The following is a 21,072-nucleotide window of genomic DNA, read 5'->3' on the forward strand; positions in this document are numbered from 1 at the left end:
TATCTGGCGCTTGCCAATACCGATCAGAAATGGTTCGACATGCTAAAAAGCCGCATCGATACCCTCAACGCCGCCGACAATCTGTCCGGCTATCATCCGGCAAAAACCAACGCAGAAAACGATGCCCTGGTGCCGTACTATCGCGCTGACAAAATCAAAGCACAGCAAAACGCCCAACAGCAAACGGTCTTTTCACCGGAAGAGCAAGCCGAACTGGCACAATTTTTTCCGCTGCAAACGGATGCCGACGTGGCGGAATTACGCTCAGTGTTGATCGTTACGCAAACCAACACACGACGTGAAGGCAGCGGTTATTTGCGGCCGCGGCATGTGTTTGAATAAGCAGGCATTAGTCATAGCGTAAAAATATGCAAACTGACAATCGACTATTAAGCGACTCTTCGCACGTGGCTACCACTTAATTTGATTTGACAATGGCCAGCGTCACGGCCAACCACTTCCAATAGGGTAGCTGCGATCAAGTTTGCACTAACCCACATTATGTTGTGAGTTACACGATAACCTCAGGGTATCCACAGCGTCACGCCAGAATTACTACCGAGTCAACACCGAGTCACCTCAGGATAGTGTTATGCCGCTCCACCGGGCCGAATCGGCAGTCACCAAAAGACACACTAAACGCTCCTTCCTGTATGCTAAACGCGAGGAGGAAATATTTGCCTATGGATTTCAGCTTTTTGTCCGAACTACATGAGGGGCCTTTAAGATCAAGCCTGATTGTAATTTTCTCGGCGCTGGTCGCCTGTGCCATCGCGGGAGGTTCGCACCGTTTGGGGATCTTATTATTGCGGCGTCTTGCCCGTGGTCGCCCTTTTACCATCAATGCGAGTTTTATTGCGTTTCATGCAAGTCAGGTATGCATGTTGCTATTTGCCGTTCGCCTGGTGCTGACTGGCGCACCTGACGATACGCCGTGGCTGGTCCCGCTGTCTTACCTGACCTCGGTTGGTCTGATTCTTGCGCTAACCTGGCTCGCGATACGGTGTATAAAAGCAATCACAGTCACAGTGATTGACCGCCACCCGGCGAATACGATAGACAATCTCAAAGCGCGCCGGATACTGACGCAAACCCGGGTACTGGCGCGTAGCGCAAATTTTATCGCCGGCCTGCTTGGGTTGGGCTTTGTATTACTGACCCTACCTGGCGCAAGACAATTTGGTGCCAGTTTGCTTGCATCCGCAGGCGTCGCCGGTCTGGTTGCCGGTATGGCAGCGCGCCCGGTGCTGGGCAATTTCATCGCGGGACTTCAAATTGCATTTTCTCAGCCTATTCGTATCGATGACGTTCTGATTGTCAAAGGGGAATGGGGACGCGTCGAAGAAATCACCGGGACTTTTGTGGTCGTGCGTATTTGGGACGAGCGCAGGATGATCGTGCCGCTGCAATGGTTTATCGAAAATCCATTTGAGAACTGGACACATACTTCGTCCACCATTCTCGGGACGGTCTACTTATGGCTGGATTTTTCTGTACCGGTAGCGGCGTTGCGCACTGAGTTTGAGCGCATCTGTAAATCGTCACCACTGTGGGATGGTCGCGTTTGCGTCCTGCATGTTACCGACGTCGACCAGCGTGCAATGCAAATCAGACTGCTACTTAGTGCGCAAGATTCTGGAATCGCGTTCGATTTGCGTTGCATTATTCGTGAACAAATGATTGCGTTTATTGCCCAGCATTATCCAGAGGGCTTACCGCGCCTCCGCTCCGCAATGGACCCACTTGAGGTCCACACTACTCAAACCGAGGATGCGGCATCGCTCAATACAATCATCGACGGGCCAGCGCAATAACACAATAACGCAATAATACGGCAACGCGATTAACGCAATGAATCAGATACCGCATAGCCTACGCATTTCCGTGCGGCATGTCCGCATTGACCGGAATAGGGTCGCACGTTGCGGCCCTATCCTTCAAGCCCCTCACATTACCTGACTCATGTTACCTGGGCTCACGTTACCTGACTAACTTTACTTGGCGGTCATCCTGATACCGCCATCAAGCCGAATCACTTCGCCATTCAGATAAGCGTTTTCCACGATTGTTTTTACCAGTCCGGCAAACTCAGCTGGCTTGCCCATACGCGCCGGAAACGGTACCGTTTTGCCGAGTGCATCCTGCACCTCCGTCGGCATACTCAGCAACATCGGCGTTTCCATGATACCGGGCGCAATAGTCATCACCCGAATACCGAAGCGCGCTAACTCACGTGCTACTGGCAGCGTCAACGCTACCACGCCCCCCTTGGAGGAGGCATATGCAGCTTGTCCAATTTGGCCGTCGAACGCGGCTACCGATGCAGTATTAATGATGACACCGCGTTCGCCATCTGCGTTAGGTTCCGTCTTGCTGATTACCTCAGCGGCCAGGCGTAACATATTAAAAGTCCCAATAAGGTTGATCTGAATCACCCGTGCAAAATCGTCAAATCCGTGCGGGCCTTCCTTGCCCAGCACTTTTTTGGCCGGTGCGACACCAGCACAATTGACCAGACCATGCAAGCCGCCAAAGTTGGCGACCGCGGCGTCCACTGCTGCCTGTGCGCTGGCCTCATTGCTGACATCAGTGGCGATAAAGCAGGCGTTTGCTCCCAGTTCGTTTGCTAAGGCATTGCCTGCTTCCTGATTCAAATCGGCAATAACCACCTTTCCGCCTTCATGAATGAGCATGCGGGCAGTCGCTGCGCCAAGCCCGGAACCGCCACCAGTAATAAGAAAACATTTATCTTTAATTTGCATACATTCCTCTATAAAAATCAATTACCGGCATGATCACCGGCGCGGTAAAAGCCGACATCGTTACCGCGCTTTATTCAATTATTTAACCAATCCCACGGCCCGACAACGATAATTTCTGGCTGCGGCAAGATTATTTTTCACCCTGCTTTTTGGAGATCGCGTTAGCCACGACCAAAGCCGTCATGTTCACCACCCGACGTACTGTCGCCGAAGGCGTCAACACATGGACCGCCGCCGCCGCGCCAAGCAATACCGGCCCCACAGTGACGCCCTGACCGCCTGTCATTTTCAATACATTAAAAAGAATATTGGCAGAGTCCAGATTGGGCATGATCAATACATTAGCGTTACCGGTCAACGTAGACTTGGGCAGGTATTGGGCGCGAATAGTCGCGCTCAACGCAGCATCGCCATGCATCTCGCCATCCGACTCTACGTCGGGCATGCGTTCGGCGAACACGTTGCGTGCTGCCCGCATTTTGAGCGCAGACGGGCGTGTGCTGGATCCAAACATTGAGTGCGACAAAAACGCCACCTTTGGCGGCACCCCAAAACGCCGCACCTCCTCCACCGCCATTGCTGCAATATCGGCGATTTGTTCAGCATCAGGATCATCGTTGACCGAAGTATCGGCAATAAATAACGTGTGCTGATCCAGTACCAATCCGTTCAGTGTCGCAAAACCTTTGGCGCCATCACGCAAGCCGATGATGTCGCCAATATGCTCAAGATGGCCATCGAAGCGCCCTACCAGTCCACACAGCATCCCATCTGCATCGCCCAGCTTGACCAGCATTGCCGCAATGATCGTGTTGGAACGGCGGAGTATGGATTTTGCCATTTCCGGCGTGACGCCATCACGCGCCTTGATCTCGTGATAAGCCTCCCAGTATTGACGAAACCGCGCATCATCCTCTGGATTGACCAACTCAAAATCCCGTCCCGCCTGAAGGCGCAAGCCAGCGCGCTCTATACGTGCCTCAATCACTGCTGGCCGGCCGATCAAAATTGGGCGCACCAATTTCTCTTCCAGCGCAATTTGCACCGCACGCAATACCCGTTCGTCTTCCCCTTCAGCATAGACAATACGTTGCGGATCAAGCCGGGCAGCCTCAAATATGGGGCGCATAAACATGCCGGTATGGCTGACAAAGCGTGTTAATGACTGACGATAGGCGACCATATCCTTGATCGGACGTTTGGCGACCCCGGACTCTTCTGCCGCGCGCGCAACGGCTGGCGCAATGCGCAAGATTAAACGCGAATCAAACGGTTTCGGAATAATATATTCGGGGCCAAAACGCAATTCCTGGCCTGCATACGCGTTAGCTACCTCTTCGCTGATCTCCGCTTTCGCCAGATCGGCAATCTCGCGCACGCAAGCAATTTTCATTGCCTCGGTTATCCGCGTTGCGCCGCAATCCAGCGCGCCCCGGAAAATGTATGGGAAGCATAAGACATTGTTAACCTGATTCGGGTAATCCGAACGACCGGTAGCGATGATGCAATCAGGTCGGGCCGCCAAGGCTAATTCCGGGCGGATTTCAGGTTCTGGATTCGCCAGTGCCAGAATGATCGGCTGCGACCCCATGGATTTAACCATTTCGGCGCTCAACACGCCTGCGGCGGAACAACCCAAAAATACATCAGCATCCTTGATCGCATCCGCCAGGGTGCGCGCGTTGGTCTTTCTGACGTATCGTTGCTTGGATGCATCAAGCTTGTCTTCGCGGCCTTCATAAATGACGCCGCGTGAATCGCAGACAAACATGTTCTCTCGCTTGACGCCCAGTTCCACCATCAAGTCCAGGCAAGCAATGGCTGCAGCACCAGCGCCTGAGGCGACCAGTTTAATGTCGCCGATAGCCTTCTTCACCAGTTCCAGACCATTCAACAAGGCTGCTGCGGAGATAATGGCGGTGCCATGTTGATCATCATGAAATACTGGAATATTCATCCGTTCGCGCAGTTTCTTTTCGATATAAAAGCATTCCGGTGCTTTGATATCTTCCAGATTAATACCACCGAGGGTAGGCTCCAGTGCGGCGATCATTTCCACCAGCTTATCTGGATCACGTTCCGCTAATTCGATGTCGAATACATCGATACCGGCGAAGTTTTGGAACAAACATGCTTTACCTTCCATGACCGGCTTACTGGCCAATGGACCAATATCACCGAGCCCCAGCACCGCAGTACCGTTGGTAATAACCCCTACCAGATTGGCGCGGGATGTGAACTCTACCGCTAGTTCCGGATTTTCTTCAATCGCCAGGCAGGCGTATGCAACCCCGGGCGAATACGCCAGCGAAAGGTCGCGCTGATTGGATAGCGGCTTGGTCGGTACCACCTTTATTTTGCCACGCGAAGGACTGCGGTGATATTCAAGCGCATCTTCGCGCAACGCTTCTTCAGCAGGTGACAAAGTCTTGTCTGTAGTCATAATGCGTCTCCAAATACTTAAAAGTTATCGTTATTGTGCGAAAGCTACTTCCATATAAAGTAAGTCCACAGGACCTGATAGGTCCTTAGTATGCCGCGCCACTGGACTACTGTTCTCGCCACTTGCTACGTGAACACTGATAATAGCCGATTCGACGGCGCCTTAAGTGGCAAAAGTACAATTTACTTGTGTATGTTGACTGGATAAAAAACGCTGCATTGTCGCAGGCAATCGCACACAAACGGAGGGTCAAGATAATGCGAAGAAGCTTCTTACCCCTCGGAGGATTTTGCCCACAAGTTGATCCCGCCTTCTTGCGCCTGCAAGTCAATCGCGGCTAATTCTCCGGCGCTAAAATCCAGACGTTGCAACGCGGCTACATTTTCCACAATCTGCGCCGGACTACTTGCGCCGATCAGGGTGGTCGTCACACGCGGATCGCGTAACACCCATGCTAACGCCATTTGCGCCAGACTTTGGCCGCGGGCTTTAGCGATATCGTTTAACGCTCGTACACGTGCCAAATTTTCAGCACTAAGATGAGCTTTTTGTAACGAGCCGCCGCCGGGTTGGTTGATGCGCGCATTATCCGGGATACCGTTCAGATACTTGTCGGTGAGCAGTCCCTGCGCCAACGCAGTGAACGTAATGCAGCCCATCCCTTCTGCTTCTAGCGCATCCAGCAGTCCCTGCTCTATCCAGCGATTAAACATATTGTAAGAGGGCTGATGAATCAGGCATGGGACTTTCCACTCGCGCAATAATTTTGCTGCTTCCTGGGTCTTCTCGGGCGAGTACGACGACACGCCGACATACAACGCCTTACCTTGTTGCACTGTAGTCGCCAGCGCACTCATGGTTTCTTCAAGTGGCGTTTCCGGATCGAACCGGTGGGAATAAAAAATATCGACGTAATCCAGTCCCAGCCGCTGCAAGCTTTGATCGAGACTGGCGAGCACATATTTACGCGAGCCGCCACCCTGACCGTATGGACCCGGCCACATGTCCCAACCGGCCTTGGTCGAGATAACCAGTTCGTCGCGATAGGGCTTTAAATCTTCTTTCAGGATGCGGCCAAAGTTAGTTTCTGCGCTGCCGTAAGGAGGTCCGTAATTGTTGGCCAGATCAAAGTGAGTAATCCCGTGATCAAATGCGGTATGCACCAGTTCGCGCTGCCGCGCCAGCGGGGTTGTATCACCAAAGTTATGCCACAAGCCCAACGATAATAGCGGGAGCTTTAGTCCGCTACGACCGCAAAAACGGTACTGCATCTGTTCATAACGATTGATAGCTGCGTGATAGGTCATAAGTTAATTTCCTTTGATTTATATCTTGATTTTATAGGGTGCTACGCCCCAAACGGCAGCGCTATCGCTCACCATTGAGTGACGATGGTTTATAGTTTACGTTATTTAATAAAATAATCCTGAATCAGCGCGCCAGACGCTTCTGTCTCTGAAAATGGAGAAACCTGAGATTAAGCGTTGGGCGCACTGAAGGGGATCGCACTGAAGGAGACATTAGTTACATAAAGCGAAAACCGTTATATTGGCGGTAAAAAATTGTATCAATTTGGTTCCCCTACCAAAGCATTTGCAACTGAAAGTAACTGAACTTGATAAATACACAGCTTCCGCATTATTATTAAGTGCTAAGCAATGATGAGAAACATCATGAAAAAATTTGTTTTATTATTAATAACTGCGATGACTATGCTAGCCGCTAGCAGCGCTAGTTATGCGTGGGGGCGTGGCGGATATTATGGACATGGAGGATTTTATGGTCCCAGTGTTGGTATCAGCATAGGTGATCCTTATTATTACGGTCCGCCGCCGGTATATTACGCCCCACCGCCGGTGTATTATGCACCGCAGCCAGTCTATATTGAACCTGAACAACAAACATACATTGAGCGTAACGACACCGTTGCTGCTGGCCCGGATATAAAATATTACTGCTCCAATCCTGTTGGCTACTATCCTCAGATAGCGCGCTGCCCTAAAGGTTGGTTAAAAGTAGTCCCGGACAATTCTCCTCCAAGATGATAAAGGTGGTGCGATCGTGAACAAACCATTTTTAAATATGCCTAAAAAAATCCTCGCTGCAGCGGTAGTTCTGGTGCTAGGTGGTTGTGTTGGCGTGCCAACAGGGCCGAATGTCATGGCGATGCCGGGCACAGGCAAAAGTTACGAGCAGTTCCAGAACGATGATTACGCTTGTCATCGCTTTGCACAGGATCGGGTAGGCCCGAACGCGGGACAAGCAACCGCAGATAGCGCAACTGGCACCGCGGTGGCTGGCACGCTGATTGGCGCAACCGTTGGGGCATTGATCGGTGCGGCAAGTGGCAACGCTGGCGCTGGTGCGGCCATCGGTGGAGGTGGCGGGTTGCTGGTAGGCAGTTCTGCAGCCAGCAACAATGCAGACCGAAGCGGCGCTGGCATCCAACGCCAATATAACAACGTCTACATCCAATGTATGTACGCGAAGGGTAACCGGGTTCCGGTGCCAGCAGGCTACGATGACAATCGACGCTCTCGCTATGCACCTGCACCGCCACCTGACTATTACGCGCCGCGCCAACGCAGCTACGATACGCCGCCGGATTACGTGCCTTATTAACTCCCTAAATTACGATTGAAAAAGCCTGCTTCTTTATTTGAAGTGGGCTTTTTTTGGACCTAAAATAAGGCGCTGTTGTGCCAACCTATTTTAGCACCGGAACAACCACATCAAATAAAGCACCATATGACGCTATAATTGATGCATTAATTAGGAGGTAATCATGCGAACAACAGTTAATTTAGATGAAGAATTGCTTGCAAGAGCGCAAGCAATTACGGGTGAAACGGAGCGAGGCGAACTCTTGCATGAGGCACTTCGTGCGCTAATTGAGCGCGAAGCTGCCCGTCGACTGTCTCGATTATCGGGAAGCATGCCTGGCGCACAAGATATTCCACGTCGGCGCGGTGAGTGACATGATCCTGGTTGACACATCGATTTGGATTGACCTTTTGCGCGGCTCTGGGCCATTGGGCGAAATGTTAAACAGGAACGAAGTTCAAACGCACCCGTTTGTGATTGGAGAACTGGCCTGTGGCAATTTGCCTGATCGGTCAACTACGCTCCAGCTATTGCGGGAATTGCCGTCAGTGCGCATTGCTGCGAATAGCGAAGTTCTATTTTTCATAGAAAAACATCACTTGATGGCGCGCGGGGTCGGCTATATTGACATGCATTTACTTGCGTCAGCAGCGCTAGACGCATGCAAACTGTTCACCCGCGACAAGCGCTTACACAGCATCGCTGATGAGCTGGCACTGGCGCATTATCAGGAACATTAGACAGGTTAGAAATTATGATTCGCAAATTCTCCACTGGAACACTTAGACGAAATCGCTGGTCAAACCTGAGCAACACCGCCGGTGGCCATCTCTGCGTTAAAACCGAATGAAGTCGGCTGACGTTGACATAATATGTCTTTCATTCGCATCCGAATAGCAGGCATTACTGCAGGGTCGGTTAAAATATAAAATTGCTCAATTGCAATGGCATCAAATAGAGCATCGGCTACTTCTGCAGCCAATACGCCATTCTCCACTGCTTTAGAAATGCACTCTTCTGCTTTTGCAACAATCGCGTCAGATGCTGCTGTGCGCGGCGCATCACCTGGTGGGCGATTACGCTCCGCTTGATCGATCCTTGTCTTTACCCATAAAGGGCATAGCACAGACACCTTGATTTTTGCATCGCGCAAAGTCAGATCGTGATGCAGGCCTTCAGATACAGTGATAACTGCGTGTTTACTCGCATTGTAAGCAGCCACGCAAGACTGAGAAGTCAGACCCGCCGTTGAAGCGGTATTGATGATATATCCCTCTTCATCATTCTTTAACATCGTAGGAATAAACGCACGCAAACTATTAGTGACGCCATACAGATTGACGCCCATTACCCATGCCCAATCTTCAGGTGTCGTTTCCCACACTGGTTTTATGATGGACACGCCAGCATTGTTGACTAGCAAATGGACATTTCTACATTGTTCAAATACTTGTGCGGCCAATGCATCTACTTGCTCTGCCTTTGAAACATCTGCGCATACACCAATAACCTCAATATTTTGTACTTTAAACTCTGCCACCGCAGCCTCTAATTTGATCGCATCAATATCGACCAATACCAGTTTCATACCTTCAGCTGCCGCACGCATGGCAATGGCCCTGCCGATTCCTTCAGCGGCCCCGGTGATGACAGCAACCTTATCCCTGAAAATCTTCATAAATACCCTCATCTATACATCGTTTTACTACACTTTTTTGACTGCTAGCTGCACTACAAACTACTTCCCTTTATGCGTTGATTTTTTGTATGCCATCTTTCCAGATAGGGGAAAAAGTTGGCGCGCGTTGATGCAATATATCTTCCATGCGCGTCCGAATCTTAGGGATTTCATCAGGATCAGTCAGAATATAAAAGCAATCCGTTTGAATAGCATCAAACACAGCATCAGCAATCCGATCTGCCGTAATACCCTTCCTGACGCCACTAAAAATCGCTTTACCGGTCTTAGCAACAACCGGATCGAATACGCCCGTATTAAATGCGTCGGTATTAAGTGCTTTTAGATCTAGCGCGCTATCAGATGGCCGATTACGTTCTGCTTGCGTTATTTTCGTCTTCACCCATAAGGGACATAACACCGACACTTTGATTTTGGCGCCGCTTAAAGCAAGGTCGTGATGCAACCCTTCAGATACTGTTACCACTGCATGCTTACTAGCATTGTAAGCAGCCATGCTTGGCTGAGACTGTAAACCGGCCATTGAAGAAGTATTGATAATGTGACCTTCCTCTCCATTTTTTAACATCGCAGGAATAAACGCACGTAAGCAATTGGTAACGCCATAAAGATTGACCCCCATCACCCAATCCCAGTCTTGTGGCGTGGTTTTCCAAACCGGCTTTACAATCGCAACACCGGCATTGTTGACAAGTAAATGGACATTTCCAAACCGGGAAAAAACCTGTGCCGCCAATGCCTCGACTTGCTCCGCTTTAGAGACATCGGTACACACGCCGATAACATCTGCGTCGCGTGCCTTAAACTCTGCTACGACAGCGTCAAGTTTTAATGGATTTATACTGGCCAACACTAACTTCATACCTTCGTCCGCAGCACGTATCGCAATCGCTTTGCCGATACCATCAGATGCCCCGGTTATGACAGCAACCTTACCCACTAAATTTTCCATAAATTCTTTATCACCGCTCAGCAATCAATACACCGCACAGGAATCCGCACGACAAATTGCGTCCCTTTACCGACCTGACTCTCTACCGTAATGCTTGCATTTAACAGGTCAATTATTCTTTTCACGATTGCCAGACCAAGACCAGTGCCGTGGGTTTTCTCTTGCGAATCAATCTGCACAAACATATCAAAGATGTGCGGTAAATATTTTTCTGGGATGCCCACTCCTGTATCTCCGACAGAAATAATCAATAGAGAATGCTTACCGGTACCATCAGAACTTAAGGTCGTTTCAATGTCCCCATTAATCTCCACTCCCCCACTCTGGGTGCATCTGATAGCGTTAGATACAAGGTTAGTTAAAATTTGTCGTATGCGGTCATAGTCACTCGTCAGCTCCGTATCTGGTCCCAAATTTTTCAGGTTAAGCACAATTTTTTTGTCCTTCGCCATAGAGGAAAAATCATCCAGGATTCCTTCCAATAAATGGCGCAATGTGAACGTACTTTCCCGAATTGAAAGTATTCCCGCTTCAAGGCGCGAGAACTCTCCAATATCCCGCATCTGTGCGGTGATTCTTTGTGAGGCACGCGTAATTTTATCTACCGTTTTTTCCATAGGTGAAGACTTTGCCATCACCGATAACACTTCAATTGCGCCCGTCAAAGATTGAAGAGGACTTCTCAACTCATGGTTCACGGCTGAAATAAACATTGTCTTCTGTTTTGCAGCATTTTTCTCCAGCGCAACAGTGGCTTGCAACTGCTTCACAAGTTGATGGGACATGTCGGCTTTTTCTTTTTCAATTAATCGCAGACGCGTTGCCAAAGCCAGAGCAAAAATGATCGACTCCCATACAGACGCAAACTGAATCGCGTAAGTTGTCAAAAAATTTGACGACAGTAGTTCCAGTGTTTTTAACGCTTGTAAAACCAGTCCTGCACCGAACACCATCCAACCAACACTATAAAGATAGGCAGGTTTATAACCTTGGTAACTACGTATCCCACCACCAATAATCAAAAATGGAATGACCAATAAAATCAGATAGTTGATAGCATAAAATAAATACCTGATAGGAAATATGAAGCACAAAAACAAACCAGCCAGTAGCACCCATTGGAAGAAAACCAAATAGCTATCCAACCACCGAATCGTTTTTTTCAGACTCAGGAAATGTCGTGAAAACAAAATCATTCCATGTACTGCGGCGTATGCACAGGCAGCAAAAAAGCTCTCGTAATATGCATTGATTTGAACAAATAAAGGCGCAAGCCCATAGATGTAAAAAAAAGTTCCTATAAAGCCACCTAAATAGTATAAATAATAAAAATAGGTGCGATCACGGAGATAGAAAAACAGAAAAAAGTTGTAAATCCACATCACCAGTAAACCGCCAAAGAACAAGCCTAATCCTATGTGCGTATCACCGATGTACTCCACAATGCCCTTGGTGCCAGCCCATGACAGATCAATATTTAATGCATGCCCATCAGGCGCAAATCTTACATAGTAGGTCGTTGGATGTGTGGGAGGCGCAGGGATTTTAAAAAGATAATTGTGTATATTGAATAAACGCTTTCCCGGAGGAGCATCTTCAATTAATGTAGTGGAGAGAAATCTCGCGTCCGTACCCGGATAGAAAACAGTCAGGCTGCCAACATGCTCATAATTTTGCATCAAAAACCAATTTAGGCCGTTATAAGCACTAAGATCAGCAGAAAATCGAATCCAAAAGGCTTTCTTTTTATACGTAAAACTGTAGTTTTGATTTTTTAGCGTTTGAAATACGCCTGCTTGGCCGCTTGACACTTGATCGATTGTATAACTTCCATCCGCATCCTCCAAGTACGCCATCTGAACCACCAAAGGTTGTTCCGCCTCACCTAGCGGGACAAAAACACGCGGGATTTCCTTGGAGAAGACCAGATTGGAAAATAAAACAAATAATAATCCTAAGCACCAAACAACAACTGATCTGACTTCCATTTTTCTATTCATTAAAATTTTCCACACAAAAATAATGAATATAAATGTCCATGAATTATGAAATTAAACCCTATTTTTTTGTATGGGATAATCAGTCAGAAGTGCTGCAAATATTTCTGGCATGACCGGTTTGTTTTCGGCGTTAACTGTTGTGCAAATATTTATTGCGGTTACCATCAGCGTTCTTTCAGGTAAGCGATAAATTTTTTGTTCAAACTGAAGGCGTAATTTTGTAATTCTTTTAATTACAGTTTCGACAATAAATTCATCACCACGCATCAATGAATTTTGGCAGTCAACGTCAACACGAAGTACAAAAAAGCCTAATTTTTGCTTTTTAAGTTCTTGAAATGGAAAATCCAATTCTGTTAATACATGGTGACGCGCTTCATCCATGTAATTCAGATACACAGCATGGACAACCCCTCCACTACTATCGCATTCATATTGACGTACTCTGAACTCCGTTGAGAACACTTTTTGTTGTTTTATATTCATTTACTTATCATCATTTAACATGCAAATTATATTCAATTTATATTCATATACACTACGAATATATGCATTTAAACCGCGTTAGTCAAGTACAGTGAATTTCACTCTACAGATGATCCCGTGGTGAGGCGAGTAAGCGGTATGAATGGCGCAACCCATAATGGTGGTGTTTTTGCTTGTAACTATAACGAGTGCGGACGAAATCAGCGGCTAGAATCGGACGCTAGAAAAGGTCGCTGACCGGGCAAATCAGTGGAGGATTTCGATTGGACAAACGAGTTTGGAGAACGAAATGCATGTCGATATCGAACTCAAAATCAGTAGCAAACCAGATCGTCCCTGCGGTGCAACGACTGATGAAGAAAGTTGAGTCTGCGAAATGGCGGCTGTGGCGTGATCGCACACAAGGTGCGATCAAACGGCTGCGCGAGGTTTTATTGAAAAGTGAATGAAGCCATAACGCTGAGCGCGTACCGACTGTAATGCCATTATGAAGCGGAGGAGGGAAAACGGAAAAGCTGTTTATGAAAGGATTTTGCAAGTAGTTCCAGTACAGCGGGTTTTTCGAGCACAGTCACATCGAAACGTTCCACCATTTTTGCTATTTCAGATTGATTGACCTCAGTTGTTCTAAGCTCCCCGGTAAGAATAGTAATGGGGGCGTTAGACTGGAGTTTTTCTCTAATGTATACAATGGCTGATTCGGCTGTTTCGAGCCGTGATAGCATCCAGTCCAAAACATATCCCTCAAATGGCTGGCTTTTGGCCGCCTCCAGCATGGATTGAATACTCTGAAATTGCGCTACGTCTACCCCTTGCCATGCAAACATGGTGGCGATAGTGTCGGTAATATCTGGATTATCGTCTAGCGCCGCAACGCGAGGGTTCGGCAGTACGTCAATCTTTAAAATTTTGTAGCAAACCTGCCCTTCTTCGACTTTGGTACCTGGTATCACGAGCCAACCATCAGCCTCTCTCACGGCAACTAAATTCTCAAATTTCGGCGTTTCCAGTGCGTTACTGTGCTGAATTAAGCATCGCTGTGGGACATCACTAATTTTAAGAATCGCATTCCATGCGTTCGCGGGTTCGTTCGTAATGAACACAGATAAAGGCTCATTGAAGTGCGCTGCAATGAGCTTGAGTTGCTCCGGGGTCCATGAACGCTTGCCTGAAAACTTTTGCTGAATCGATACATATTCCAGTTCGAGAATTCCAGCAATAACCGTCATTTGTTGACGAGGCCGTACGCCGTTTCTGGTGAGAATTTTTTGGATTTGAGCGGTCTCATTGGCATTAGTCATCATCAATACATTATACAACTAGCATGTGGTGGTCTTAACAATGGATTGCTGCTGTTCTTTCACAGTGCAATAAAAGTGTTCAGCGCCATTCATTGAGTTGTCTAATTTACAAAATTAACTGATTCTTTTATCAACGTGAGTGACTGTTTGAGAAATAACGTGAATACCACTTGATATATGAATAGATTATTAATACAATTTGAAGTGTTTTTGAATATATATAATTCATTAAATATTTATCATAAAGATCAAAGTCTTTTTTGATAACTCAGGGCAGCAACGCTCAAATCCTGGCATGTGCAGTTATGACAAAAGACGGAATACACTATATGAACGAATACGATATTAAGAAAGAAGTGAACGCATATAAAATTAAAGAAATTCTACGGAATAATTTTTACAAAATATCAAATAATGCTACTGAAGAAATTTATTCGGGGGATTATATATGCAAAAATATAGATATTTTTAATCATCTCTCCGTATCTGATATTTGTAAAATAGCCTATATAACTGGATTTAATAAAGGGAGAAGAATTTCAATTGAAATAAATCAATTATTAGATGGTTTAAAATAATATGAGAGAAATAATATGAGAGAAATAATATGAGAGCGGCCTCCTGAAATAAAGCTGTGAAAGCTCTTCTTATCTACGTTTTAAATTCAAAGATATAAATACCAAATAATCGTCATGAAAAAAAATTGCCTATAGAAGTGAATAAAAATAACACATTAATTATTACTATTATTTGTATCGCACTGGTTGCTTTAAACCTCCGGCCTAGCATGGCTTCTTTCGGACCACTGCTGACGCAGATCACTAGTTCTATTGATATCACTTATACACAAATCTCTTTGCTGACAATGCTGCCTGTTATTGCCATAGGCATTGGAATGTTTTTTGCTGGAAAAATTAAGTCGATGATCGGTTTGGTTCCCGGGGTGTTCATCTCATTGGCCCTGATAGGGCTAGCAACAGGCGCCAGGTATTTTTACTTTGATGTTACTGGTCTGATTGTGACCGCTATCATTTCAGGACTGGGAATTGCCATTATCCAAGCCCTTATGCCCGCTTTTATTAAGAGTAATTTTACAAATACGTCGCTGTTGATGGGGTTTTATGCAACGGCTATTATGGGCGGCGCTACTATTTCAGCCTCTATGTCTCCATGGCTGGCAAACAAATTAAATAGTTGGCAGCTATCTTTAGCAGCTTAGGCTATTTTTGCAATAGTTGGATTATTTTCCTGGAGAAAGATTAGTCTCGTTACCAAGAATTCTGTGGATCAACCGACGAATGTAAACATAAAGCGGGATAATTTTTTTACGAACAGAAGGGCCTGGCTATTAGCGTTATTCTTTGGCTTTGGCACTGCCTCTTACACTTGTGTCCTGGCGTGGCTAGCACCTTTTTATCTGGACCTTGGTTTTACGGATCAAGAAGCTGGGATGATGTTGGCATTGTTAACGCTTTTCGAGGTCATCGCTGGATTGACCATTCCCATGTTATCCGCAAAAAAACTTGATCGAAGATGGTATTTATTGCTGCTTCTTTCGTTCATCTTTACAGGTTTTATTGGTCTTGCCTTCTTCCCTCTTAAATTATTATTTCTTTGGCCTGCTTTGCTAGGGATTGGAATAGGCGGTCTTTTTCCTATGAGTCTGATCGTATCGATGGATCACATTCAACATCCGCAACGAAGCGGCAACCTGACAGCTTTTACGCAAGGTATTGGCTACATCATCGCAGGTCTTTCCCCGCTGTTCGCTGGCTTTATTCGTAGCGCAACGAATAGTTTTCAGTATTCATGGTTATTATTAGCCCTCATTATGATTGTTATGATACCTATGGCTCTTACCTTCAATCCTATTAGATATAGTGAAAAATTTGACTGAGGGGAGGCAGAGGTATGCAATTTTGGACAGCACTGCGTCAACATAAAAGCCTGGCCACTCCCGGTCAGCATCTGCGGAACATCAACCGTCAATTAACGATGAACCTCAACTAAAACCAACCTACCCATTTCCCGGCAACCTCAAAACCACCTCCAACCCACCCTCTGGATGATTCCTCAAGGTTAACACCGCCCGATGGTTCTCCGCGATATTCCGTGCGATGGTCAAGCCCAAACCCGTGCCGCCCGTGTCGCGAGAGCGTGAGGTTTCCAACCTAAAAAATGGCTCGAATACTGCCGTCAGTTGATCCTCAGGGATCCCGGCACCGCCATCGCGCACGGTAATAACAATAGAACTATGCTCGCCGGCACCTTCGCGGACAATTTGCAAACGTGCGTAGCGGCCATATTTAACCGCGTTGTCGACCAGATTGGTCAGGCAACGGCGTAATGCGTTAGGTTGGGCCATTATCGACGCCCGTGTCTGACCTTTTAACACCACATCCTGCCCGGCATCCGCCGCATCGGCACAAACACTATCCAGCAACGAATCAATGTCCAGCAACTGCATCGCCTCCGCTGAATCCATGCTACGCGCTAAATCAAGACCTTCTCGTACCATACTCTGCATGACTGCTAAATCCTCAATCAGCTTATGGCGCAAATCAAGATCACTCACCTTTTCAAAGCGCAATCGTAATCGCGTCAATGGCGTTTGCAAATCGTGCGTGATCGCCGCCAGCATATGGGTGCGATGTTGAATCTGGCGCTTGATACGGGCCTGCATTGCATTGAAGGCGCTGGCTGCCTGACGAATTTCTGTCGGACCCGACTCCACCAAAGGCGGTCGGTCAATGTCGCGACCGAGCGCCGATGCCGCCTCTGCCAAGCGCTTGATCGGACGCGCTGTCATTTTTGCGACCAGATAGGCAAGCATCGCAATTAAGCCTAAAAATAAAGCAAAGTAAGGTGACAGCGTCGGCATACCGAGTGGACGCCCGCGCAGACCGCCAGGATCCCGCATCACCCGCAACTTCAACTTAAGTAGTGCGCCGTCTTTCAGACTGACATACACCACTTCACATTCATCAATCCGCGGTCGGTTACGCTGGCTTTGATTGTAGGGGCCGGGTGGCCTGTCAGGGTGCCAATTGCAGCCGACCTGTTTGGATACAACAATCTGCCGCTGATTACCGAGCCGCGCTCTTAATAGCGCTACCAGAGAAGCGTTCTCTGGCATAACATTTTCAGTGTTTGGTGCCAGACTTGCTTGCAGCCCAAAATTCTCACTGGTTTCGAGTACAGCTGCACGCATCTCTGGCCGGATACCATCAAGCGAAAGAACAATTTGCTCGACCCTCTCGGCAATGCGAAAATCGTACAGTTCCTTGAATGCATTGCGGCGTTCGTTATCCGCTAACCAACTTGTGGTGCCAGCAGCAACCAGTACGCCAGCGAGCAGAATCAGAAACACCCGATTAGCGACGGAATCAAAGAAATTTTTCACGCATCTACCGATACCGACGTCGCCAATACATAGCCTTCGTTACGTACCGTTTTGATGATGCCAGGCGTACGCGCATCGTCGCCGAGTTTTTGACGCAACCGGCTAATTTGAATATCCACTGAACGATCGAAGGGATCGGCCTCGCGGCCTTGCGTCAGTTCGAGTAACTGATCGCGGTTTAAAATGCGATTCGGATGATCCAGAAAGACCTTGAGTATCCGGTATTCTGCACCCGATAACGCGACAACAACGCCTTCCCGATTGACCAGCTGCCGAGCGATAAGATCGAGCGTCATGCCAGCAAACTGTATTTGTTGTGCTTTCGGTGTTGCCATATTTGGCGGTAACGCCTGAGTGCGGCGTAACACGCTGCGAATCCGGGCAAATAGCTCGCGTGGTTCAAATGGTTTGGATAAATAATCGTCTGCGCCCATCTCCAGACCAAGAATCCGATCCAGCGGCTCGCCGCGGGCGGTCAGCATGATAACGGGAATGCCGAAATGCGTCGGATGGGCACGCAAGGTCCGGCACAGCGTCAGTCCGTCCTCGCCCGGCAGCGTCAGATCAAGCACGATCAGATCCACGCGCGCCTCTTCTAGCACCCGCCGCATTTCAGCGCCGTTGTTAGCCGTTAACGTGCGTAAACCATTGGCGTCAAGGTATTCGGCCAACAAAGTACGAATTTCACGGTCGTCATCGACAACCAATATATGTGCAGTAGTATCCATAGCTTGATTATGGCAATTGATTAAGAGAATGGCGACGCTAATTTTGTATATTCACCTATCCAGAAGGCCTCTGGATACAATGCGATACAAACATGCGGTCACAAAACACATGGCGTTACAAACTCCCGGCATGGGGAAAGATGGCCGTTACATAGATGCGGTTTAATAAAAACTGTGCAGGTTACCTGTTCAAATCATTTTTCTCCTGAAAGGATTCATCATGTTTAAGCTCCGCAAACAACTATTGATCGGCATCACTGCTATGGGCATTGGTGCCATGGGGATGGGTGCCTATGCGCAAAATGCCCCTGCCGGTGCGCCCGCTGTAGCGCAGGCACCCGCGCCATCCGAGCATCATATGCATCAACCACCCACACCGGAACAACGCGCCAAATTTGAAGCCAGGATGGCAAAACGTCAAGCCAAATTGCATCAGGAACTTAAAATCACACCAGCACAAGAAGGTGCATGGAAGACCTACATAGACCAAATGAAGCCACATGGCCCGGATCTGTCGAAGGCGCGTCCAACCAAGGAAGAGTGGGCTAAACAGACCGCACCAGAGCGGATGGATCATCGCATAGAACTGATGAAAAAAATGGAAGAACACATGAGTGAGCGCGCCGCTGCTTTGAAACAATTTTATGCCGTGCTGACACCAGAGCAGCAAAAGGTCATGGATACGCAATTTAGCCACATGCATCATGGCGAGCGCGGTCACAGGGATCACGGCGGAGAAAGCCACAGCATGTAAAATGGCCCGTTATCTGTTTTAAAACGTGGATTTTTAACCCTTTGTTGTTGTGATTGATAACGTACTTGGCCGGATACAATGCGACGTTACCCGCTGCCAGCAGCGGGTAACGTCGCAGAGCGCCGGGCAGGACCGCCGGATATCAGGAAATTATTGGGAATTACTTAGGTAGCGTAATTTACTTAATCGCCAATACGCATAGATTGCCTTGGGTTACACAACGTTAGACAACATTAGGCAGCCCCGGATGCCCAGTCAAATGCGATATCAACGTTGAGGTCCTTGCATAAATCCGATAGTTGTTTAGGTGTGCGTTTGCGGCGGGCAACTAATGGCGTGTATCGGTACACTAGAAAAAAAATGCATTACTCGTTTACACTGCTTCAATTCAAAATCAATTGACTGACTTCCGGCCCGCAATGAACCCAACCCCTCCCCCGAAAGATCAAAATTCAATGACACCCCAACAGCCCAACACCATGGAAAATAAGCCTGGCGCTCCCTCCCGTCGTTGGTGGTGGCTATTGTTGGTGATCGTGCTGGGTGCAGCCGCCTATTTTTTCTGGGGACGGAGCACTGCGCCGGCAGACAGTTCAGGTGCGGCAAACAGTCAAGGCAGAGGTAAAGGTCGTCGAGGCATGGGTCCTGGTGGCGAGAATAGCGTATTGCCCGTAGGCGTGACCACCGCCGCCGTCGCCGATGTGCATATCTATTTATCCGGTCTTGGCAGCGTGACGCCTGAAGCGACAGCAACCGTTAAAAGTCGGGTTGATGGGCAATTAATGAAACTCCATTTTAAGGAGGGAGAAACGGTCAAAGCTGGCGCCTTGCTGGCAGAACTCGACCCACGTCCCTATCAGGTTCTTGTCACCCAGGCCGAAGGTCAGTTCGGTCGCGACTCCGCGCTGCTAAAAGCCGCGCAAATTGATCTGAAGCGCTATCAAACGTTGTTGGCGCAGGATTCCATCGCCAGCCAACTAGTCGATACACAGGCAGCCTTGGTCAAGCAGTACGAGGGGACCGTCAAAACAGATCAGGGTACGTTAGATAATGCGCGATTACAGCTTCTCTACTCCCGCGTTACCGCCCCCATTACTGGCCGCATCGGTCTGCGGCAAGTCGATCTGGGCAATATTGTCCATTCTTCCGATACGAATGGCGTCGTGATCATCACTCAGTTGCAGCCGATTTCTGCCATTTTCAGTATCCCGGAAGATAATATTCCGGGAGTCATGAAACAAATTCAGGCGGGTAAAACTCTGCCTGCCGAAGCGTGGGATCGCGCGCAAAAAAACAATCTCGCTACCGGTAAGTTTGTGACGATTGACAATCAGGTCGATGCCACCACCGGCACGGTGAAATTGCGGGCGGTGTTTCCCAACACCGATTACGCCTTATTTCCAAGCCAGTTCGTTAATATCAGGATGTTGCTAGACACTTTAATCGGTGCCACGGTTATCCCTAGCGCAGCCATCCAGCGCGGCAGCAGTGGTAATTTTGTGTATGTCGTCAAGGAAGACAAAACGGTCACTATCCGTCCAGTGACAATCGGTCCTGTGGAGGGCGAAAACACCTCTATCGCCAAAGGAATTTCACCGGGCGAAATCGTCGTCGTCGATGGTGTCGATAAGCTGCGCGAAGGCGCAAAAGTAGAACCGGTCAAGCGTGGCGCTGGCGGTGCGATTGGCGATGCAGCGAATCCTGCCAATACGGGTAAACGCGGTCATCGCCGTCAAGGTGCTGCAGGTTCGGCTTCTGCGAGTCCTAGCCCTAGTGCGGGCAGCTCGGCCGCGCCGCCTGCTGCCGCAACGGCCGGAGACAAGTCAAAGCCAGCGAGTCATCCAGCAGCCAACTGAAACCGCCGTACAACAGCACCAGACCGCAACATCCGACTCAACATAAGACTTACGCAAAACCGTCCCGGAAACGGGCTTGTTTAT

The 21,072-nt window shown here is 48.3% G+C and carries 19 protein-coding genes and 1 pseudogene; 10 read left to right on the plus strand and 10 right to left on the minus strand.

Annotation, left to right across the window (positions count from 1 at the left end):
• On the plus strand, window positions 1-342 hold a 342-nt coding region (locus HAV38_RS08055; protein WP_168054240.1), incomplete at its 5' end, for a hypothetical protein.
• A gap of 341 nt (window positions 343-683) precedes the next feature.
• On the plus strand, window positions 684-1,814 hold the full coding sequence (locus HAV38_RS08060; protein WP_184013465.1) for a mechanosensitive ion channel family protein: 1,131 nt from the start codon (window positions 684-686) through the stop codon (window positions 1,812-1,814).
• Between the two features lie 180 nt (window positions 1,815-1,994).
• On the opposite strand, the gene HAV38_RS08065 is transcribed toward HAV38_RS08060, so the two are convergent.
• The 3 genes from HAV38_RS08065 to mgrA form a co-directional block, all read right to left on the minus strand.
• Window positions 1,995-2,762 (minus strand): 3-hydroxyacyl-CoA dehydrogenase, encoded by a 768-nt coding sequence (locus tag HAV38_RS08065; protein WP_168054244.1) that lies wholly within the window; start codon window positions 2,760-2,762, stop codon window positions 1,995-1,997.
• Window positions 2,763-2,892: 130 nt separating this feature from the next.
• Complete coding sequence (locus HAV38_RS08070; protein ID WP_168054246.1) at window positions 2,893-5,205, minus strand: NADP-dependent malic enzyme; 2,313 nt, start codon at window positions 5,203-5,205, stop codon at window positions 2,893-2,895.
• Between the two features lie 272 nt (window positions 5,206-5,477).
• Entirely contained in the window at window positions 5,478-6,512 is a 1,035-nt protein-coding gene (mgrA, locus tag HAV38_RS08075; RefSeq protein ID WP_168054248.1) for an L-glyceraldehyde 3-phosphate reductase, read from the minus strand.
• 366 nt (window positions 6,513-6,878) lie between these two features.
• Between mgrA and HAV38_RS08080 the strand changes: the two genes are divergently transcribed.
• The 4 genes from HAV38_RS08080 to HAV38_RS08095 all read left to right on the plus strand — a co-directional run bounded on the left by HAV38_RS08080 (window position 6,879) and on the right by HAV38_RS08095 (window position 8,549).
• On the plus strand, window positions 6,879-7,250 hold the full coding sequence (locus tag HAV38_RS08080) for a hypothetical protein (protein WP_168054250.1): 372 nt from the start codon (window positions 6,879-6,881) through the stop codon (window positions 7,248-7,250).
• Window positions 7,251-7,266: 16 nt separating this feature from the next.
• On the plus strand, window positions 7,267-7,827 hold the full coding sequence (locus HAV38_RS08085; RefSeq protein WP_311734912.1) for a glycine zipper family protein: 561 nt from the start codon (window positions 7,267-7,269) through the stop codon (window positions 7,825-7,827).
• Window positions 7,828-7,990: 163 nt separating this feature from the next.
• Window positions 7,991-8,182 carry a type II toxin-antitoxin system VapB family antitoxin gene (locus HAV38_RS08090; RefSeq protein WP_168054252.1) on the plus strand — a complete coding sequence of 64 codons (192 nt, stop codon included), beginning with the start codon at window positions 7,991-7,993 and terminating at the stop codon, window positions 8,180-8,182.
• A gap of 1 nt (window position 8,183) precedes the next feature.
• Complete coding sequence (locus tag HAV38_RS08095; protein WP_168054254.1) at window positions 8,184-8,549, plus strand: type II toxin-antitoxin system VapC family toxin; 366 nt, start codon at window positions 8,184-8,186, stop codon at window positions 8,547-8,549.
• 59 nt (window positions 8,550-8,608) lie between these two features.
• On the opposite strand, the gene HAV38_RS08100 is transcribed toward HAV38_RS08095, so the two are convergent.
• From HAV38_RS08100 to HAV38_RS08120, 5 genes are all read right to left on the minus strand, one after another.
• Entirely contained in the window at window positions 8,609-9,487 is an 879-nt protein-coding gene (locus HAV38_RS08100) for an SDR family NAD(P)-dependent oxidoreductase (protein WP_168054256.1), read from the minus strand.
• A gap of 70 nt (window positions 9,488-9,557) precedes the next feature.
• Complete coding sequence (locus tag HAV38_RS08105; RefSeq protein ID WP_168054258.1) at window positions 9,558-10,460, minus strand: SDR family NAD(P)-dependent oxidoreductase; 903 nt, start codon at window positions 10,458-10,460, stop codon at window positions 9,558-9,560.
• A 17-nt stretch (window positions 10,461-10,477) separates the two neighbouring features.
• The gene (locus HAV38_RS08110) at window positions 10,478-12,460 is read right to left on the minus strand and encodes a sensor histidine kinase (protein ID WP_168054260.1); all 1,983 of its coding nucleotides are present in this window, start codon (window positions 12,458-12,460) and stop codon (window positions 10,478-10,480) included.
• 51 nt (window positions 12,461-12,511) lie between these two features.
• On the minus strand, window positions 12,512-12,946 hold the full coding sequence (locus HAV38_RS08115) for an acyl-CoA thioesterase (protein ID WP_168054262.1): 435 nt from the start codon (window positions 12,944-12,946) through the stop codon (window positions 12,512-12,514).
• 485 nt (window positions 12,947-13,431) lie between these two features.
• A complete protein-coding gene (locus HAV38_RS08120; RefSeq protein WP_168054264.1) occupies window positions 13,432-14,250 on the minus strand; it encodes a helix-turn-helix domain-containing protein in 819 nt (272 codons plus the stop codon).
• 326 nt (window positions 14,251-14,576) lie between these two features.
• On the opposite strand from HAV38_RS08120, the gene HAV38_RS08125 reads away from it, so the two are divergent.
• A complete protein-coding gene (locus HAV38_RS08125; RefSeq protein ID WP_168054266.1) occupies window positions 14,577-14,825 on the plus strand; it encodes a hypothetical protein in 249 nt (82 codons plus the stop codon).
• Between the two features lie 209 nt (window positions 14,826-15,034).
• Window positions 15,035-16,144: pseudogene (locus HAV38_RS22170) on the plus strand (MFS transporter).
• 120 nt (window positions 16,145-16,264) lie between these two features.
• On the opposite strand, the gene HAV38_RS08135 reads toward HAV38_RS22170, so the two are convergent.
• Together HAV38_RS08135 and HAV38_RS08140 are read right to left on the minus strand one after the other, a co-directional pair.
• Window positions 16,265-17,650, minus strand: a complete 1,386-nt coding sequence (locus tag HAV38_RS08135; protein ID WP_168054268.1) for an ATP-binding protein — start codon at window positions 17,648-17,650, stop codon at window positions 16,265-16,267.
• Complete coding sequence (locus HAV38_RS08140) at window positions 17,647-18,378, minus strand: response regulator (RefSeq protein WP_168054270.1); 732 nt, start codon at window positions 18,376-18,378, stop codon at window positions 17,647-17,649. The genes HAV38_RS08135 and HAV38_RS08140 overlap by 4 nt, the downstream gene beginning before the upstream one ends.
• A gap of 220 nt (window positions 18,379-18,598) precedes the next feature.
• Between HAV38_RS08140 and HAV38_RS08145 the strand changes: the two genes are divergently transcribed.
• The gene (locus HAV38_RS08145) at window positions 18,599-19,132 is read left to right on the plus strand and encodes a Spy/CpxP family protein refolding chaperone (RefSeq protein ID WP_168054272.1); all 534 of its coding nucleotides are present in this window, start codon (window positions 18,599-18,601) and stop codon (window positions 19,130-19,132) included.
• A 455-nt stretch (window positions 19,133-19,587) separates the two neighbouring features.
• Window positions 19,588-20,988 (plus strand): MdtA/MuxA family multidrug efflux RND transporter periplasmic adaptor subunit, encoded by a 1,401-nt coding sequence (locus HAV38_RS08150; RefSeq protein WP_245182270.1) that lies wholly within the window; start codon window positions 19,588-19,590, stop codon window positions 20,986-20,988.
• Window positions 20,989-21,072 lie beyond the last annotated feature (84 nt).

The sequence above is a fragment of the Glaciimonas immobilis genome (genome assembly GCF_011947285.1).
Classification (GTDB): Bacteria; Pseudomonadota; Gammaproteobacteria; order Burkholderiales; family Burkholderiaceae_D; genus Glaciimonas; species Glaciimonas immobilis.

Coding starts and splice junctions, on each gene's coding strand:
- HAV38_RS08140 (WP_168054270.1), bottom strand. CDS start 18,378: ATGGATACTACTGCACATATATTGGTTGTCGATGACGACCGTGAAATT.
- HAV38_RS08065 (WP_168054244.1), bottom strand. CDS start 2,762: ATGCAAATTAAAGATAAATGTTTTCTTATTACTGGTGGCGGTTCCGGG.
- HAV38_RS08110 (WP_168054260.1), bottom strand. CDS start 12,460: ATGAATAGAAAAATGGAAGTCAGATCAGTTGTTGTTTGGTGCTTAGGA.
- HAV38_RS08105 (WP_168054258.1), bottom strand. CDS start 10,460: ATGGAAAATTTAGTGGGTAAGGTTGCTGTCATAACCGGGGCATCTGAT.
- HAV38_RS08080 (WP_168054250.1), top strand. CDS start 6,879: ATGAAAAAATTTGTTTTATTATTAATAACTGCGATGACTATGCTAGCC.
- HAV38_RS08095 (WP_168054254.1), top strand. CDS start 8,184: ATGATCCTGGTTGACACATCGATTTGGATTGACCTTTTGCGCGGCTCT.
- HAV38_RS08125 (WP_168054266.1), top strand. CDS start 14,577: ATGAACGAATACGATATTAAGAAAGAAGTGAACGCATATAAAATTAAA.
- mgrA (WP_168054248.1), bottom strand. CDS start 6,512: ATGACCTATCACGCAGCTATCAATCGTTATGAACAGATGCAGTACCGT.
- HAV38_RS08120 (WP_168054264.1), bottom strand. CDS start 14,250: ATGATGACTAATGCCAATGAGACCGCTCAAATCCAAAAAATTCTCACC.
- HAV38_RS08115 (WP_168054262.1), bottom strand. CDS start 12,946: ATGAATATAAAACAACAAAAAGTGTTCTCAACGGAGTTCAGAGTACGT.
- HAV38_RS08150 (WP_245182270.1), top strand. CDS start 19,588: ATGACACCCCAACAGCCCAACACCATGGAAAATAAGCCTGGCGCTCCC.
- HAV38_RS08145 (WP_168054272.1), top strand. CDS start 18,599: ATGTTTAAGCTCCGCAAACAACTATTGATCGGCATCACTGCTATGGGC.
- HAV38_RS08060 (WP_184013465.1), top strand. CDS start 684: ATGGATTTCAGCTTTTTGTCCGAACTACATGAGGGGCCTTTAAGATCA.
- HAV38_RS08070 (WP_168054246.1), bottom strand. CDS start 5,205: ATGACTACAGACAAGACTTTGTCACCTGCTGAAGAAGCGTTGCGCGAA.
- HAV38_RS08100 (WP_168054256.1), bottom strand. CDS start 9,487: ATGAAGATTTTCAGGGATAAGGTTGCTGTCATCACCGGGGCCGCTGAA.
- HAV38_RS08090 (WP_168054252.1), top strand. CDS start 7,991: ATGCGAACAACAGTTAATTTAGATGAAGAATTGCTTGCAAGAGCGCAA.